This window comes from Streptococcus pseudopneumoniae (assembly GCF_001076775.1).
Taxonomy (GTDB): domain Bacteria; phylum Bacillota; class Bacilli; order Lactobacillales; family Streptococcaceae; genus Streptococcus; species Streptococcus pseudopneumoniae_G.
The window spans coordinates 25,926-40,919 of the sequence record NZ_JVGV01000024.1; the positions used below are offsets into that span (position 1 = coordinate 25,926).

At 41.5% G+C, this 14,994-nt stretch carries 16 protein-coding genes and 1 riboswitch; of the genes, 14 read left to right on the forward strand and 2 right to left on the reverse strand.

Translation table 11 applies throughout. From position 1 onward, the window contains the following. The first annotated feature begins 32 nt into the window (after positions 1-32). The 7 genes from ADJ60_RS07255 to thiE are packed head-to-tail and all read left to right on the forward strand — an operon-like array spanning position 33 to position 5,291. On the forward strand, positions 33-593 hold the full coding sequence (locus ADJ60_RS07255; protein ID WP_000915275.1) for an ECF transporter S component: 561 nt from the start codon (positions 33-35) through the stop codon (positions 591-593). After that, positions 594-1,979 (forward strand): ATP-binding cassette domain-containing protein, encoded by a 1,386-nt coding sequence (locus tag ADJ60_RS07260; protein ID WP_049544378.1) that lies wholly within the window; start codon positions 594-596, stop codon positions 1,977-1,979. 1 nt (position 1,980) lies between these two features. Further along, positions 1,981-2,631 (forward strand): energy-coupling factor transporter transmembrane component T, encoded by a 651-nt coding sequence (locus tag ADJ60_RS07265; RefSeq protein WP_049500161.1) that lies wholly within the window; start codon positions 1,981-1,983, stop codon positions 2,629-2,631. Between the two features lie 10 nt (positions 2,632-2,641). Next, positions 2,642-3,334 carry a thiaminase II gene (gene tenA / locus ADJ60_RS07270; protein ID WP_049544382.1) on the forward strand — a complete coding sequence of 231 codons (693 nt, stop codon included), beginning with the start codon at positions 2,642-2,644 and terminating at the stop codon, positions 3,332-3,334. 4 nt (positions 3,335-3,338) lie between these two features. Next, entirely contained in the window at positions 3,339-3,863 is a 525-nt protein-coding gene (thiW, locus tag ADJ60_RS07275; protein ID WP_049544385.1) for an energy coupling factor transporter S component ThiW, read from the forward strand. Beyond that, positions 3,863-4,666 carry a hydroxyethylthiazole kinase gene (locus ADJ60_RS07280; protein ID WP_049544386.1) on the forward strand — a complete coding sequence of 268 codons (804 nt, stop codon included), beginning with the start codon at positions 3,863-3,865 and terminating at the stop codon, positions 4,664-4,666. Before thiW ends, ADJ60_RS07280 begins: the two co-directional genes overlap by 1 nt. Next, positions 4,659-5,291, forward strand: a complete 633-nt coding sequence (thiE, locus tag ADJ60_RS07285) for a thiamine phosphate synthase (protein ID WP_049544388.1) — start codon at positions 4,659-4,661, stop codon at positions 5,289-5,291. The genes ADJ60_RS07280 and thiE overlap by 8 nt, the downstream gene beginning before the upstream one ends. Before the next feature lie 160 nt (positions 5,292-5,451). On the opposite strand, the gene thiD is transcribed toward thiE, so the two are convergent. Continuing rightward, positions 5,452-6,243 (reverse strand): bifunctional hydroxymethylpyrimidine kinase/phosphomethylpyrimidine kinase, encoded by a 792-nt coding sequence (gene thiD / locus ADJ60_RS07290; protein WP_049544390.1) that lies wholly within the window; start codon positions 6,241-6,243, stop codon positions 5,452-5,454. 83 nt (positions 6,244-6,326) lie between these two features. Continuing rightward, positions 6,327-6,424: riboswitch (TPP riboswitch) on the reverse strand. A gap of 183 nt (positions 6,425-6,607) precedes the next feature. On the opposite strand from thiD, the gene ADJ60_RS07295 reads away from it, so the two are divergent. The 5 genes from ADJ60_RS07295 to ADJ60_RS07315 all read left to right on the forward strand — a co-directional run bounded on the left by ADJ60_RS07295 (position 6,608) and on the right by ADJ60_RS07315 (position 12,238). Further along, on the forward strand, positions 6,608-7,003 hold the full coding sequence (locus ADJ60_RS07295) for a CopY/TcrY family copper transport repressor (protein ID WP_049544392.1): 396 nt from the start codon (positions 6,608-6,610) through the stop codon (positions 7,001-7,003). A gap of 10 nt (positions 7,004-7,013) precedes the next feature. Beyond that, positions 7,014-7,385, forward strand: coding sequence for a cupredoxin domain-containing protein (locus tag ADJ60_RS07300; protein WP_024057754.1), 372 nt, complete (start codon positions 7,014-7,016; stop codon positions 7,383-7,385). Between the two features lie 9 nt (positions 7,386-7,394). Beyond that, the gene (locus ADJ60_RS07305) at positions 7,395-9,638 is read left to right on the forward strand and encodes a heavy metal translocating P-type ATPase (RefSeq protein WP_049544393.1); all 2,244 of its coding nucleotides are present in this window, start codon (positions 7,395-7,397) and stop codon (positions 9,636-9,638) included. A gap of 322 nt (positions 9,639-9,960) precedes the next feature. Then, positions 9,961-11,736, forward strand: a complete 1,776-nt coding sequence (gene spxB, locus ADJ60_RS07310) for a pyruvate oxidase (protein WP_049544395.1) — start codon at positions 9,961-9,963, stop codon at positions 11,734-11,736. A gap of 154 nt (positions 11,737-11,890) precedes the next feature. Further along, entirely contained in the window at positions 11,891-12,238 is a 348-nt protein-coding gene (locus tag ADJ60_RS07315; protein ID WP_049524630.1) for a VOC family protein, read from the forward strand. A 165-nt stretch (positions 12,239-12,403) separates the two neighbouring features. Here the strand turns inward: ADJ60_RS07315 and ADJ60_RS07320 are convergent, their stop codons facing one another. Next, positions 12,404-12,748, reverse strand: coding sequence for a lipopolysaccharide assembly protein LapA domain-containing protein (locus ADJ60_RS07320; RefSeq protein ID WP_000913393.1), 345 nt, complete (start codon positions 12,746-12,748; stop codon positions 12,404-12,406). A 326-nt stretch (positions 12,749-13,074) separates the two neighbouring features. On the opposite strand from ADJ60_RS07320, the gene ADJ60_RS07325 reads away from it, so the two are divergent. Together ADJ60_RS07325 and ADJ60_RS07330 are read left to right on the forward strand one after the other, a co-directional pair. After that, positions 13,075-13,335, forward strand: coding sequence for a SemiSWEET family transporter (locus ADJ60_RS07325; RefSeq protein ID WP_001291473.1), 261 nt, complete (start codon positions 13,075-13,077; stop codon positions 13,333-13,335). 128 nt (positions 13,336-13,463) lie between these two features. Beyond that, a complete protein-coding gene (locus tag ADJ60_RS07330) occupies positions 13,464-14,903 on the forward strand; it encodes a 6-phospho-beta-glucosidase (protein ID WP_049544396.1) in 1,440 nt (479 codons plus the stop codon). Positions 14,904-14,994: the final 91 nt, after the last annotated feature.

Consider the following 14,994-nt stretch of genomic DNA (forward strand, 5'->3'; position numbering starts at 1 on the left):
TACCCCACTTTTCTTTAAAAAAGGAGTTTTTTATGTTGAAAAAATGGCAATTAAAAGATGTTATCTTACTTGCTTTCTTGTCTATCTTTTTTGGTGGCGTTTTTGTAGGATCTGGCTATCTGTTTGATATCCTCACTCTGATTTTAGCACCTCTTGGTTTACAGGCCTTTGCCAATGAAATCCTCTTTGGTCTCTGGTGTATGGCTGCGCCTATTGCTGCCATCTTTGTTCCAAGAGTCGGAAGTGCAACGATTGGAGAAGTGCTAGCTGCACTTGCTGAAGTCCTTTATGGTAGCCAATTCGGTCTAGGTGCCCTTTTGTCTGGCTTGGTTCAAGGTTTGGGAAGTGAACTTGGTTTTATCGTAACCAAGAATCGCTATGAAAGTTGGCTCTCTCTAACTGCCAATAGTATTGGGATTACGCTTGTTAGCTTTGTCTATGAGTACATTAAGTTAGGTTACTACGCCTTCTCCCTTCCTTTTGTCCTTTCCTTGCTTGTGGTGCGCTTTATTTCTGTCTTTTTCTTCTGTACTATCTTGGTTCGTGCCATTGTCAAACTTTATCATCAGTTTGCAGCTGGGGGCAAGGCATAGATGGGTCTGGAACTACGAGCGATTCAGTCCCCAATCTTCTCTGAGTCGCTTGATTTTACTTTTCATGTGCAAGCCTTTACCTTGTTAGTTGGGAGCAGTGGTTCAGGAAAATCTAGTCTCTTTCAAATGATTGCCCAAGTCAGTTCTCTTCCCTATAGCGGTCAAGTCCTGATAAATGGGAGCGAGGTCAGTCAGCTTTCTATCATCGAACGTGTCCAGACGGTTGGTATTCTCTTTCAAAATCCCAATCATCAATTTACCATGGAGAACTTGTTTGAGGAGCTGATTTTTACCTTGGAAAATATTGGGCATCCCGTTCAGGAAATTGATTCTAAAATAGCAGAGGTTGTCCAGCAATGTCGCTGCAAGGCGATTTTGCACCGTCCAATTCATCACTTATCAGGTGGGGAAAAGCAAAAGGCTGCTTTGGCTGTTCTCTTTGCTATGAATCCTAGGGTCTATCTCTTGGATGAGCCCTTCGCTTCCATTGATCGTAAGAGTAGGATAGAGATATTGGAGATTCTAAAAGAGTTGGTCTCTGATGGGAAGATAGTTATTTTGTGCGACCATGATTTAACGGACTATGAAGCCTATATCGACCATATGGTAGAGCTAAGAGATGGACAACTAAGGGAAGTGTTTCAAATCCCTACCTCTGAGATGACACAGGCTGTTTCAAAGGAAGTTGCTTCTAGCCCAGAACTATTCCATATGGACCGAACGACTTGTGAGCTGGATAAGCGTCCCCTCTTTTCGATTGTGAATTTTACATTCTACCAAGGAATCTCCTGTATTTTGGGTGATAATGGTGTCGGGAAATCAACCCTCTTTCGGTCTATTCTTCAATTTCAAAAGTATAAGGGGCGCATTACCTGGAAGGGGACAGTCCTGAAAAAGAAAAAGAGTTTGTACCGTGACCTGACGGGTGTTGTTCAGGAAGCTGAGAAGCAGTTTATCAGAGCCAGTCTGCGAGAAGAGCTTCAATTAGATGGACCTGATTCTGAAAGAAATCAGCGAATTTTCCAAGCTTTACAATATTTTGATCTGGAGCAGGCTCTTGATAAGAGTCCCTATCAATTAAGTGGTGGCCAGCAAAAGATTCTTCAGCTCTTGACCATCTTGACCAGTAAGGCTTCTGTGATCTTGCTAGATGAACCTTTTGCAGGTTTGGATGATAGAGCTTGCCATTATTTTTGTCAGTGGATTGTGGAGGAGAGAAATCAAGGAAGAAGTTTTCTGATCATTAGCCATCGTTTAGATCCCTTGATCTCTGTGGTTGATTATTGGATTGAGATGACTAGTCAGGGTCTCAGTCATGTGAAAGAAGTGACAATTACCAAACCACTCACATCTCAGAGTAGCAATATTCAAGGGGAGGTAAGATAGTATGATAAAAGTAGCAACCCAGACACCGATTATCAGTCTCTTCTTGCTGATTTTATCCTTGGAAACATCTTTCATTCCTTCGATTGCTCTGAATCTTTCGGTAGTCGCATTTTGTATTCTCTTTATGCTCTATTACCGTCGATTTAAGATGTTGGCTTGGATGATTCTGCTTGCCATTTTGCCATCTTTGGCCAACTATTGGGCAGTTCAGTTACATGGGGATGCTTCGCAGGCAGTCATGCTTGGAACGAGGGCCTTTGTGACCGTTTGTATTGGTCTTGTCTTTGTTTCCTCTATTTCCCTAAAAGAGCTTCTCTTGTACTTGGCCCAAAAGGGGTTATCACGCTCTTGGGCCTATGCCTTGATTGTGGTATTCAATTCCTTTCCCCTTATTCAGCAAGAAATCAAGTCCCTCAAGGAAGCTTGCCTATTACGTGGTCAAGAACTACATTTTTGGTCGCCCTTGATTTACAGCAAGGTTCTGATGACAGTCTTTAGGTGGCGCCATCTTTACCTGAGAGCCCTGTCGGCGCATGGATATGACGAACATGCACAGGTGGAGAATCGCTATCGGACTTTTTATATTCCTCAAAGGACAATATTCATCTACCTGCTGTTCTTTTTATTGCTTCAAACCAGTCTATTTTTATAAAGGAGTTATTATGGAATTTACAGATATTGCGATGGAATTATCCAAGGAAGCTTGGCAGGCTTCTTTTCATCATCCCTTTATTTTACAGTTACAAGAGGGAAATTTAGACCTGTCCATCTTTCGCTATTACTTGATTCAGGATGCCTACTATTTGAAGGCCTTCTCAGAAGCCTATCACCTTTTGGCTGATAAGACTTCAAACCAAGAGATGAAAAGACTCTTGAAACAAAATGCTCAGAGTCTAGTGGAGGGTGAGTTATTTATCCGCCAACAATTTTTCAAGGAATTGGAAATCAGCGATCAGGAAATGGAGCAACATCCAATCGCTCCCACCTGCTATCATTATATCTCTCATATTTATCGTCAATTTGCAGAGCCAAACTTAGGCATTGCCTTTGCAAGTTTGCTGCCTTGTCCTTGGCTATATCATGATATAGGCAAATCACTTAATCTTAAACCATCACCAAATCCTCTCTACCAACAATGGATTGAAACTTATATTACGGATGAGTTAGAGCAACAGATCAGAGAGGAGGGAGCGCTGGTTAATCAACTCTATCGAGAAAGTGATGAGACAGACAGGAAAAAAATGCTAGATGCCTTCCACATTAGTGTTCACATGGAAGCCAAGTTTTGGGAAATGGCCTACCAACACCAGACATGGAAGAGTGATTTACACTCTTTAGAAAAAGGAGAAGAATAGAAATATGAGAAAGAACCAATTGCAAGTTCACAAATTAACCATTTTATCTATGATGATTGCCCTTGATGTAGTTCTTACGCCTATCTTTCGGATTGAGGGAATGGCACCGATGTCCAGTGTAGTCAATATTCTAGCAGGAATCATGATGGGACCTGTTTATGCCTTGGCTATGGCTACAGTGACAGCCTTTATCCGTATGACGACTCAAGGGATTCCGCCTTTAGCTCTCACAGGAGCAACTTTTGGAGCCCTTCTAGCAGGTCTCTTTTATAAGTATGGTCGAAAATTTCATTATTCCGCTCTAGGAGAAATTTTGGGAACAGGTATTATTGGTTCTATTGTTTCCTATCCTGTTATGGTACTCTTTACAGGATCAGCTGCAAAGCTTAGCTGGTTTATCTATACTCCTCGATTTTTCGGAGCAACCTTGATTGGTACAGCGATTTCCTTTATTGCCTTTCGATTTTTAATCAAGCAGGAATTCTTTAAAAAAGTTCAGGGATATTTCTTTGTTGAAAGGATAGACTGATGCAAGCATTGACAAATCCTTTTCCTATAGGCTATAGTTCCCTAATTCACTGTATTACCAATGAGATTTCTTGTGAGATGCTAGCAAATGGGATTTTGGCTCTGGGATGTAAACCAGTTATGGCAGATGATCCCCGTGAGGTTCTTGATTTTACTAAGCAAAGCCAGGCACTCTTCATCAATTTGGGGCACTTCTCAGCTGAGAAGGAAAAAGCAATCCGTATAGCAGCTTCTTATGCAGCTCAAGTTTCTCTTCCAATGGTAGTAGATGCGGTTGGCGTAACAGCTTCAGTCATTCGGAAGACTTTAGTTAGAGACCTTTTAGACTATAGACCTACGGTCCTTAAAGGAAACATGTCAGAAATCCGAAGTCTTGTTGGCTTAAAACACCACGGGGTTGGGGTCGATGCGAGTGCTAAAGATCAAGAAACTGAGGATTTACTTCAAGTTTTGAAAGACTGGTGTCAGACCTATCCAGGTATGTCATTCTTAGTCACAGGCCCCAAGGACCTCATCGTTTCGAAGAATCAGGTCGCTGTACTGGGAAATGGCTGTGCAGAATTAGACTGGATAACAGGGACAGGAGACTTGGTTGGAGCCTTGACAGCTGTTTTTCTCAGCCAAGGAAAGACTGCCTTTGAAGCTTCTTGCCTAGCGGTTTCTTATCTTAATATTTCTGCTGAGAGAATAGTTGTTCAAGGAATGGGATTGGAAGAATTTCGTTACCAAGTACTCAATCAGCTTTCGCTCCTCAAAAGAGATGAAAATTGGCTAGATGCCATCAAAGGAGACATTTATGAATAGAGAAGCACTTAGACTGTATCTGGTAACCAACCGCTACCAAGATTCCTTGGAAAGTTTTCTTGAAAAGATTGAGAGGGCTTGCCGTTCAGGGGTTACCATAGTCCAATTACGAGAAAAAAATCTCACAACCAATCAATATTATCAACTGGCAAAAGAAGTCAAGGAAATAACAGATGCCTATCAGGTACCCCTGATAATCGATGATCGTTTGGATGTTTGTCTTGCGGTTGATGCTGCTGGTCTGCATATCGGAGACGATGAACTACCAGTTTCGGTTGCCCGACAAGTCTTGGGCCCTGACAAAATCCTCGGTGTTACAGCTAAAACTGTAAAAAGAGCTCTCGAGGCAGAAGAAGGAGGGGCGAATTACTTGGGGACAGGAGCCATTTTCCCGACTACGACCAAGGAAAATGCGCCTATCACCCTGATTTCAACCTTGAAGACAATTTGCCAAAGGGTCGCTATTCCAGTAGTTGCTATCGGAGGCTTGACATCAGAGAATATTGACCAACTTATCGGCACTGGCATAGCTGGTGTAGCTGTAGTGCGTGATTTGATGCAGGCAGAAGATATAGAGGCAAAAACTCAAGCCTTTTTGACAAAGTTGGATGACATTATTTTCTAATCAATACTCAATGAAAATCAAAGAGCAAACTAGGAAGATAGTCGCAGGTTGCTCAAAGCACTGCTTTGAGGTTGCAGATAAAGCTGACATAGTTTGAAGAGATTTTCTAAGAATATAAAAACTCTCTAATTCCCTTAAAGTGGGAACTAGAGAGTTTTTTTTAATCTTTAAAGCTTGTATGGTTGACTGGGCCAGAACCATGACCGAGTTGAGGGGCGTCTTGGATGGCTTTCGTGATAAAGGCCTTGGCTTTATTGACTGCTTGATAGAGGGTTTTCCCCTTGGCTAGTTCAGCAGTAATCACTGCAGCAAAGGTACATCCAGTACCATGTGTATGACAGGTTTGAATTCGTGGACTTTCCCAGATAAATTGGTCATCCTTGGTAAAGAGGAAATCCTTAGCACCGCCTTCGAGATGCCCACCTTTGATTACCACAGACTGAGGACCAAATTCTTTTAAAATCAGGCGACCAGCACGCTGCATGTCTTCAGGATCATGGATTGAAAAACCAACAATCTCTTCTGCCTCAGGAAGATTCGGAGTGATAATGGTTGCAAGGGGAAGCAGATTTGTTTTTAGGTAGTCTCTAGCACTGGAATCAATCAGAGTGTCTCCACTAGTAGCGACCATAACAGGATCAAGGACGTAGGGACAATCCAGATTTTTAAGATAGGGCTGGATGATTTCCATGATTTCAGTAGTTGCCAACATTCCAGTTTTTACAGCCTGAGGTGGAATATCCGAAAAGACACTCTCCAATTGGACTTTCAACATTTGAGGAGAAACGTGCTCGATTAATTGAACACCTCTGGTATTTTGAGCGACAAGACTGGTCACAACGGCCATTCCATAGACATCTCTAGCTTGGAACGACTTTAAATCAGCCATAATGCCAGCACCACCACTAGGGTCAGTCCCTGCAATGGTCAAAGCAACGGGTAAATAAGTCATCTAAAACCTCCCAACCAACTGAAGTTTGTATTCTTAAGAACAAGCTAGTCTGTTTTAGAAAGGCAATAGAAGACTGCTAGTCCCCATTATCATTTCCACTTCCATCAGCTAGCATTACCTAGATTGAGTCAAAGGGTCTAACAGTTGTTAATCTCAGCTTTACGCACCCCTAGTGGTTGTTTTCTTTTTTCTTTAGTATAGCATATTTTTATATTTTATATAGTAAGATTTGACTGCAAATCGTTTTTCAAATGATTAAAATTCTATTTTTCAAAGAAAAGCTTATTTTAATAATTGACAAATGTAGATTTTGGGAGTATACTGATAATTGTAATTGACAAATGTAGATTTTGGAGGTGTGCTGATGCAGATTTCAGATGCAGAATGGCAGGTCATGAAGATTATTTGGATGCAAGGAGAGCAGACTAGTTCAGATTTGATTAGGGTTCTGGCGGAGCGGTTCGACTGGTCCAAGTCGACCATTCAGACTCTTTTGGCTCGTTTGGTTGAGAAAGAGTGCCTGACGAGGAAAAAAGAAGGCAAATCCTTTGTCTATTCAGCAATTTTAACTTTGGATCAAAGTCGGGATTTACTTGTCCAAGATATCAAGGACAAGGTTTGTTCCCGTAGGATTAAGAATTTGTTGGCTGATTTGATTATGGAATGTGATTTTACTCTGGCTGACTTGGAAGACTTAGAAGCTGTGATTTCAGAGAAGAAATCAAGCGCTGTAACAGAAGTAAAATGTAATTGTATGTAAAGGAGACGTCATGTTGAATATTATTGTAACCATTATTTGTATTGCCCTTATCGCGTTTATCTTGTTTTGGTTTTTCAAAAAGCCTGAAAAATCTGGACAAAAGGCCCAGCAAAAAAAGGGCTACCAAGAGATTCGAGTGGAGGTCATGGGGGGCTATACGCCTGAGTTGATCATCCTCAAGAAATCAGTGCCAGCCCGCATTGTCTTTGACCGTAAGGACCCTTCACCCTGTTTGGACCAAATTGTTTTTCCAGACTTTGGTGTACATGCGGACCTGCCTATGGGAGAAGAGTATGTAGTGGAAATCACGCCTGAGCAGGCTGGAGAGTATGGTTTCTCTTGTGGCATGAATATGATGCACGGCAAGATGATTGTAGAATAGGAGAATGATATGACTGAAATTGTAAAAGCAAGTCTTGAAAGTGGTGTTCAAAAAATCCGTATCACGGCAGACAAAGGCTACCATCCAGCCCACATTCAACTGCAAAAAGGAGTTCCTGCTGAGTTCACCTTTCACCGTGTGACACCTTCAAACTGTTATAAGGAAATTCTGTTTGAAGAAGAAGGCATCTTGGAACCAATCGGCGTAGATGAGGAGAAAGTCATTCGTTTTACACCTCAAGAATTAGGTCAACATGAATTTTCTTGTGGTATGAAGATGCAAAAGGGAAGTTATACAGTTGTTGAGAAGACTCGAAAATCTCTATCACTTTTACAGCGTTTTTGGATTACTAGTATCTTTACTGTGCCTCTTGTGATCCTCATGATTGGGATGTCGACAGGAGGAATTAGTCACCAAGTCATGCGTTGGGGCACCTTTTTAGCCACAACACCGATTATGCTAGTAGCAGGTGGTCCTTATATCCAAAGTGCTTGGGCTAGTTTTAAAAAGCACAATGCCAACATGGATACCTTGGTTGCTCTGGGAACCCTAGTAGCCTATGGCTATAGCCTAGTTGCCCTCTTTGCAGGTCTCCCCGTTTACTTTGAAAGTGCTGCATTTATCTTCTTCTTCGTTCTTATGGGAGCCGTTTTTGAGGAGAAAATGCGGAAAAATACTTCCCAAGCTGTGGAGAAATTACTTGACTTGCAGGCTAAAACTGCAGAAGTCTTGCGTGAGGATAACTATGTTCAAGTCCCCTTGGACCAAGTCAAGGTAGGTGACCTGATTCGAGTGCGTCCCGGTGAAAAGATTGCGGTTGATGGTGTCGTAGTAGAAGGTATCTCTAGTATTGATGAGTCTATGGTGACAGGTGAGAGTCTGCCTGTGGACAAGACAGTTGGAGATACCGTCATTGGTTCAACCATCAATAATAGTGGAACACTTGTTTTTAGAGCAGAAAAAGTTGGTTCAGAGACTGTTTTGGCTCAGATTGTGGATTTTGTGAAGAAAGCTCAGACAAGTCGTGCGCCGATTCAGGACTTGACGGATAAGATTTCAGGGATTTTTGTCCCAGCAGTTGTCATTTTAGGGATTGTGACCTTTTGGGTTTGGTTCGTCTTGCTCAGGGATAGTGTAGTTGTGCTTGGAGCGAGCTTTGTGTCTTCGCTTCTCTATGGAGTAGCAGTTCTGATTATTGCCTGCCCTTGTGCATTGGGACTTGCAACACCGACAGCCCTTATGGTGGGGACAGGTCGCAGTGCCAAGATGGGAGTTCTCCTCAAAAATGGAACGGTTCTACAGGAAATCCAGAAAGTTCAAACTATCGTCTTTGATAAAACAGGGACTTTGACTGAAGGGAAACCTGTGGTCACAGATATCATCGGCGACGAAGTAGAAGTGCTTGGATTGGCAGCTTCCTTGGAAGAAGCTTCTCAACACCCACTGGCTGAAGCCGTTGTGAAACGAGCGAGTGAAGCTGGACTTGAGCTTCAAACTGTTGAAAATTTCCAAGCCTTGCACGGAAAAGGTGTCTCAGGGCAAATCAATGGAAAACAAGTTCTGCTTGGAAATGCTAAAATGCTGGATGGCATGAACATTTCTAGCACTTATCAAGAAAAACTAGAAGAACTGGAAAAAGAAGCTAAGACAGTTGTGTTCTTGGCTGTTGAGAATGAAATCAAAGGCTTGCTTGCTCTGCAAGATATTCCTAAGGAAAATGCTAAGCTTGCCATCAGTCAGTTGAAAAAACGAGGTCTTAAAACAGTCATGCTGACAGGAGACAATGCTGGTGTGGCGCGTGCTATTGCAGATCAAATCGGAATCGAAGAGGTCATTGCAGGTGTCTTGCCAGAAGAAAAAGCTCATGAAATCCATAAACTACAAGCGGCTGGCAAAGTAGCCTTTGTTGGGGATGGTATCAATGACGCTCCTGCCCTTAGTGTAGCAGATGTGGGGATTGCTATGGGAGCTGGAACAGATATTGCCATCGAGTCAGCAGATTTAGTGTTGACAACCAATAACCTCCTAGGCGTGGTTCGTGCATTTGACATGAGTAAGAAAACCTTTAATCGAATTCTGCTCAATCTTTTCTGGGCCTTTATCTACAATGTCGCCGGAATTCCGATTGCAGCAGGAGTCTTTTCTGGTGTTGGACTGGCCCTCAATCCAGAAGTAGCTGGTCTAGCCATGGCCTTTAGTTCTGTATCCGTTCTGACTAGTTCACTCTTACTAAACTTTAGTAAAATAGATTAAAAGCGGGCTTGCTCGCTTTTTATACTCTTCAAAAATCTCTTCAAACCACGTCAGCTTTATCTGCAACCTCAAAGCTGTGTTTTGAGCAACCTGCGGCTAGCTTTCTAGTTTGTTCTTTGATTTTCATTGAGTATTATAAAACAGAAACTAAAAACGTTTTCAAACTGTACTGTAATAGAGAATAAAAACTTCTGAGCAGATTCTTAGTAAAGTCAAAATAAATGTGATAAATTAGTAGTGTAAAAATTTACTGAAACGTTTTCAAAAACTATATGAAACCTTTTTTAGTAGATTTAAAAATATTTGAAGGAGAGTTATCATTATGACTCAAGGGAAAATTACTGCATCTGCAGCAATGCTTAATGTATTGAAAACATGGGGCGTAGACACAATCTACGGTATCCCATCAGGAACACTCAGCTCATTGATGGATGCTTTGGCTGAAGACAAAGATATCCGCTTCTTGCAAGTTCGTCACGAAGAAACAGGTGCTCTTGCAGCGGTTATGCAAGCTAAATTCGGCGGCTCAATCGGGGTTGCAGTTGGTTCAGGTGGTCCAGGTGCGACTCACTTGATTAACGGTGTTTACGATGCAGCTATGGATAACACTCCATTCCTAGCAATCCTTGGATCACGTCCAGTTAACGAACTCAACATGGATGCTTTCCAAGAATTGAACCAAAACCCAATGTACAACGGTATCGCTGTATACAACAAACGTGTAGCTTACGCTGAGCAATTGCCAAAAGTAATCGACGAAGCTTGCCGTGCTGCAGTTTCTAAAAAAGGTCCAGCTGTTGTTGAAATCCCAGTAAACTTCGGTTTCCAAGAAATCGACGAAAATTCATACTACGGTTCAGGTTCATACGAACGTTCATTCATCGCTCCTGCTTTGAACGAAGTTGAAATCGACAAAGCTGTTGAAATCTTGAACAATGCTGAACGTCCAGTTATCTATGCTGGTTACGGTGGTGTTAAAGCTGGTGAAGTGATTACTGAATTGTCACGTAAAATCAAAGCACCAATCATCACAACTGGTAAAAACTTTGAAGCCTTTGAATGGAACTATGAAGGTTTGACAGGTTCTGCTTACCGTGTTGGTTGGAAGCCAGCCAACGAAGTGGTCTTTGAAGCAGACACAGTTCTTTTCCTTGGTTCAAACTTCCCATTTGCTGAAGTTTACCAAGCATTCAAGAATACTGAAAAATTCATCCAAGTGGATATCGACCCTTACAAACTTGGTAAACGTCATGCCCTAGACGCTTCAATCCTTGGTGATGCAGGTCAAGCAGCTAAAGCTATCCTTGACAAAGTGAACCCAGTTGAATCTACTCCATGGTGGCGTGCAAACGTTAAGAACAACCAAAACTGGCGTGATTACATGAACAAAATCGAAGGTAAAACTGAGGGTGAATTGCAATTGTATCAAGTTTACAATGCAATCAACAAACATGCTGATCAAGACGCTATCTACTCAATCGACGTAGGTGACACTACTCAAACATCTACTCGTCACCTTCACATGACACCTAAGAACATGTGGCGTACATCTCCACTCTTTGCGACAATGGGTATTGCCCTTCCTGGTGGTATCGCTGCTAAGAAAGACAATCCAGATCGCCAAGTATGGAACATCATGGGTGACGGTGCATTCAACATGTGCTACCCAGACGTTATCACAAACGTTCAATACGACCTTCCAGTTATCAACGTTGTCTTCTCAAATGGTAAATATGCCTTCATCAAGGACAAATACGAAGACACAAACAAACACTTGTTTGGTTGTGACTTCCCTAATGCTGACTATGCGAAAATCGCTGAAGCTCAAGGAGCTGTTGGATTTACAGTTGACCGTATCGAAGACATCGATGCAGTTGTTGCAGAAGCTGTTAAATTGAGCAAAGAAGGTAAAACTGTCGTTATCGATGCTCGCATCACTGAACACCGTCCACTTCCAGTAGAAGTACTTGAATTGGATCCAAAACTTCACTCAGAGGAAGCAATCAAAGCTTTCAAGGAAAAATACGAAGCAGAAGAACTCGTACCATTCCGCCTCTTCTTGGAAGAAGAAGGATTGCAATCACGCGCAATTAAATAATTTCTCTCGTCGAAAATCAAATGTAAACTGCGTTATCTTCACCTTGCCGTACTCCAGTACTGCCTGCGGTTTGATGCCTTGTTTATTCTTTGATTTTCATAGAGAGAAACTTGAAAAGATCGGAGCAATCCGGTCTTTTTATGGAGGATAGTAAATGAATTTAAATCAATTAGATATTATCGTTTCAGATGTTCCCCAAGTATGTGCTGACTTGGAGCGTATTTTGGATAAAAAATCCGATTATGTTGATGACAGTTTTGCTCAATTTACGATTGGCAGTCACTGTCTGATGTTGTCCCAAAATCATTTGATTCCTTTGGAAGATTTTCAGTCAGGAATCATTATTCATATCGAGGTTGAGGATGTAGACCAGAACTACAAACGGTTGAACGAGCTTGGTATCCAGGTTTTAAACGGTCCAACTGTAACCGATTGGGGAACAGAGTCCTTATTAGTTAAAGGTCCTGCTGGTCTAGTGCTTGATTTTTATCGTATGAAGTAGGTAATTCTATTATCAAATTTTTTATCTAAACATTCTTGGAGTGAAACTTAAAAAGATCGGAGCAATTCGATCTTTTTTGTATTTATGCGACTTTCAGTCCGTCTCGCTCCGTTAGGTGCGAGACAAAAAACCACCCGTTTTCACGGGTGGTTATGATTTCTACACTTATTGTTTGGCTTCCTGTTTTAATTGTTGCACCTGTTCCTCGTACTGGACAAGCTCCCTGTCTTTTATATTGATAGTCGCTTCTGCTTCAGCAATGCGGCTTCTCAGATCTTGAGTCTTGTTATGGTGATAGCTAATACCAATAGCACTACCAGCAATGATCCCGATTACTAGACAAGTAAAAATCACCAAAATCAAGGGAGCAGATAGTTGTGTAAAGACAAGACTGACAGTTACTGTTTGACGATTGAGTAGACCAAATGAGATCACAATGACTAATAAGCTCAAACCGCCAATTAGATAAGCCTTATCTTTCAGTGACAATTCATTAAATTTTTTTAGCATAAGTTCCTTTTCTCCTGACTATGTTGATAGAAAACTACACACCATTTAGGTATTAACAAAATTCATTTTACTAGAAAATTTCGATACTGTCAATAATTTCTAACGGCTTATTTACCATCAATCAATCGATTCATTGAAAAGGAGTATTCATTTTCTAATATTTGATTGAGTAAACAGAACGGAGCAATTCGGTCTTTTTTCTGTTCCCTCTTTCTTATAACAAGATTGTGATAGTTTATATCTTTATAACAAAAGTTTTAAAGACTTGATTGTTTTGAAAGAATATTTTAAAATAAGATTCAGTAAAAATGAAAGAGGTTTTGAAAATGTCTGAAAAACAAATGAAAATTTTAGGTTGGGTAGCGACCTTTATGTCTGTTATGATGTATGTGTCTTACTTCCCACAAATCATGAACAATCTGGCTGGTCAAAAAGGAAATTTCATCCAGCCCTTGGTTGCTGCCATCAACTGTAGTCTCTGGGTTTACTACGGTCTTTTCAAAAAAGAAAGAGATATCCCCCTTGCTGCTGCCAATGCACCAGGTATCGTTTTTGGCCTAGTGACAGCTATTACAGCTTTGATTTAAAAAGAAGACTGGTTTCAGTCTTTTTTTCGTACATTTGAGCAAGCTCAGGACATCATTACCCAGATAGTTCCAAACTTTTTGTCCCCTTTTTAGTATAATAGAACTAGCAAATCAAGTGAGGTAAAGTGATGACAGAAATACTACAATTTCCAGAGGGCTTCCTCTGGGGTGGTGCTACGGCAGCTAATCAATGTGAGGGTGCTTATAATCTCGATGGGCGTGGTTTAGCTAACGTTGATGTGGTACCCATTGGACCAGATCGTGAAGCCATTATCACAGGTCAGAAAAAGATGTTTTCGTTTGAGGAGGACTATTTTTACCCAGCCAAAGAAGCCATTGATATGTACCATCATTACAAGGAAGATATTGCTCTTTTTGCAGAGATGGGCTTTAAGACTTATCGACTTTCCATTGCTTGGACTCGGATTTTTCCTAAGGGCGACGAAACAGTGCCAAATGAAGCTGGTCTAGCCTTTTATGAGGACTTGTTTAAGGAATGTTATAAGTATGGAATCCAACCTCTGGTTACCATTACGCATTTCGACTGTCCTATGCACTTGATTGAAGAATACGGTGGTTGGCGCAATCGTCGGATGTTAGACTTCTATGAAAAACTTTGTCGCACACTCTTTACCCGCTATAAGGGCTTGGTCAAATTCTGGCTAACCTTCAATGAAATCAACATGATTCTCCATGCACCCTTTATGGGAGCTGGACTCTGTTTTGAAGAAGGAGAAAATCAAGAACAGGTTAAATATCAGGCTGCCCACCATGAGCTAGTAGCTTCAGCCCTTGCGACGAAAATTGCCCACGAAATTGACCCAGAAAACAAGGTGGGATGTATGTTGGCAGCAGGGCAATACTATCCTAACACAGCCCATCCGAGAGACTACTGGGCAGCCATGGAGGAAGACCGCAAGAGTTACTTCTTCATTGATGTTCAAGCGCGTGGGGAATACCCAAACTATGCCAAGAAGCAGTGGGAGCGTGAGGGGATTGAGATTCAAATGACGGCTGAGGATCTGGACTTGTTGAAGAACAATACTGTTGACTTTGTTTCCTTATCTTACTATGCAAGTCGAGTGGCGTCAGGTGATCCAGCAGTTAAAGAATTAACTGCTGGAAATGTTTTTGCCTCTCTCAAAAATCCTTATCTTGAATCCTCAGAATGGGGATGGCAGATTGACCCACTTGGCCTTCGCATCACCCTCAATGCCATCTGGGATCGTTACCAAAAGCCTATGTTCATCGTAGAAAATGGACTCGGTGCTATGGATACACCGGATGAAAATGGTTATGTAGCAGATGACTATCGGATTGCTTACTTAGAAGCTCACATCAAGGCTATGCGAGATGCCATTTACCAAGATGGAGTTGACTTGCTTGGTTATACGACTTGGGGCTGTATCGATCTGGTTTCAGCTGGAACAGGCGAAATGAACAAGCGCTATGGCTTTATCTATGTGGATCGAGATAATGCTGGTCATGGAAGCCTCAAACGTAGCAAGAAGAAATCCTTCTACTGGTACAAGGATGTCATTGCCAGCAATGGTGCAATCATTGAGTAGATCACATTTATTCACTATTTTTATAAAATCTTCTCCCTACTTTATAAGATGTGAAAAAGAGTTCAACTGGAACTCTTTTTTTGCTATAATG

Bases quoted from the DNA above. Each gene is read 5' to 3' on its own strand.
- ADJ60_RS07255 (WP_000915275.1), top strand. From the start codon at position 33: ATGTTGAAAAAATGGCAATTAAAAGATGTTATCTTACTTGCTTTCTTG.
- ADJ60_RS07260 (WP_049544378.1), top strand. From the start codon at position 594: ATGGGTCTGGAACTACGAGCGATTCAGTCCCCAATCTTCTCTGAGTCG.
- ADJ60_RS07265 (WP_049500161.1), top strand. From the start codon at position 1,981: ATGATAAAAGTAGCAACCCAGACACCGATTATCAGTCTCTTCTTGCTG.
- tenA (WP_049544382.1), top strand. From the start codon at position 2,642: ATGGAATTTACAGATATTGCGATGGAATTATCCAAGGAAGCTTGGCAG.
- thiW (WP_049544385.1), top strand. From the start codon at position 3,339: ATGAGAAAGAACCAATTGCAAGTTCACAAATTAACCATTTTATCTATG.
- ADJ60_RS07280 (WP_049544386.1), top strand. From the start codon at position 3,863: ATGCAAGCATTGACAAATCCTTTTCCTATAGGCTATAGTTCCCTAATT.
- thiE (WP_049544388.1), top strand. From the start codon at position 4,659: ATGAATAGAGAAGCACTTAGACTGTATCTGGTAACCAACCGCTACCAA.
- thiD (WP_049544390.1), bottom strand. From the start codon at position 6,243: ATGACTTATTTACCCGTTGCTTTGACCATTGCAGGGACTGACCCTAGT.
- ADJ60_RS07295 (WP_049544392.1), top strand. From the start codon at position 6,608: ATGCAGATTTCAGATGCAGAATGGCAGGTCATGAAGATTATTTGGATG.
- ADJ60_RS07300 (WP_024057754.1), top strand. From the start codon at position 7,014: ATGTTGAATATTATTGTAACCATTATTTGTATTGCCCTTATCGCGTTT.
- ADJ60_RS07305 (WP_049544393.1), top strand. From the start codon at position 7,395: ATGACTGAAATTGTAAAAGCAAGTCTTGAAAGTGGTGTTCAAAAAATC.
- spxB (WP_049544395.1), top strand. From the start codon at position 9,961: ATGACTCAAGGGAAAATTACTGCATCTGCAGCAATGCTTAATGTATTG.
- ADJ60_RS07315 (WP_049524630.1), top strand. From the start codon at position 11,891: ATGAATTTAAATCAATTAGATATTATCGTTTCAGATGTTCCCCAAGTA.
- ADJ60_RS07320 (WP_000913393.1), bottom strand. From the start codon at position 12,748: ATGCTAAAAAAATTTAATGAATTGTCACTGAAAGATAAGGCTTATCTA.
- ADJ60_RS07325 (WP_001291473.1), top strand. From the start codon at position 13,075: ATGTCTGAAAAACAAATGAAAATTTTAGGTTGGGTAGCGACCTTTATG.
- ADJ60_RS07330 (WP_049544396.1), top strand. From the start codon at position 13,464: ATGACAGAAATACTACAATTTCCAGAGGGCTTCCTCTGGGGTGGTGCT.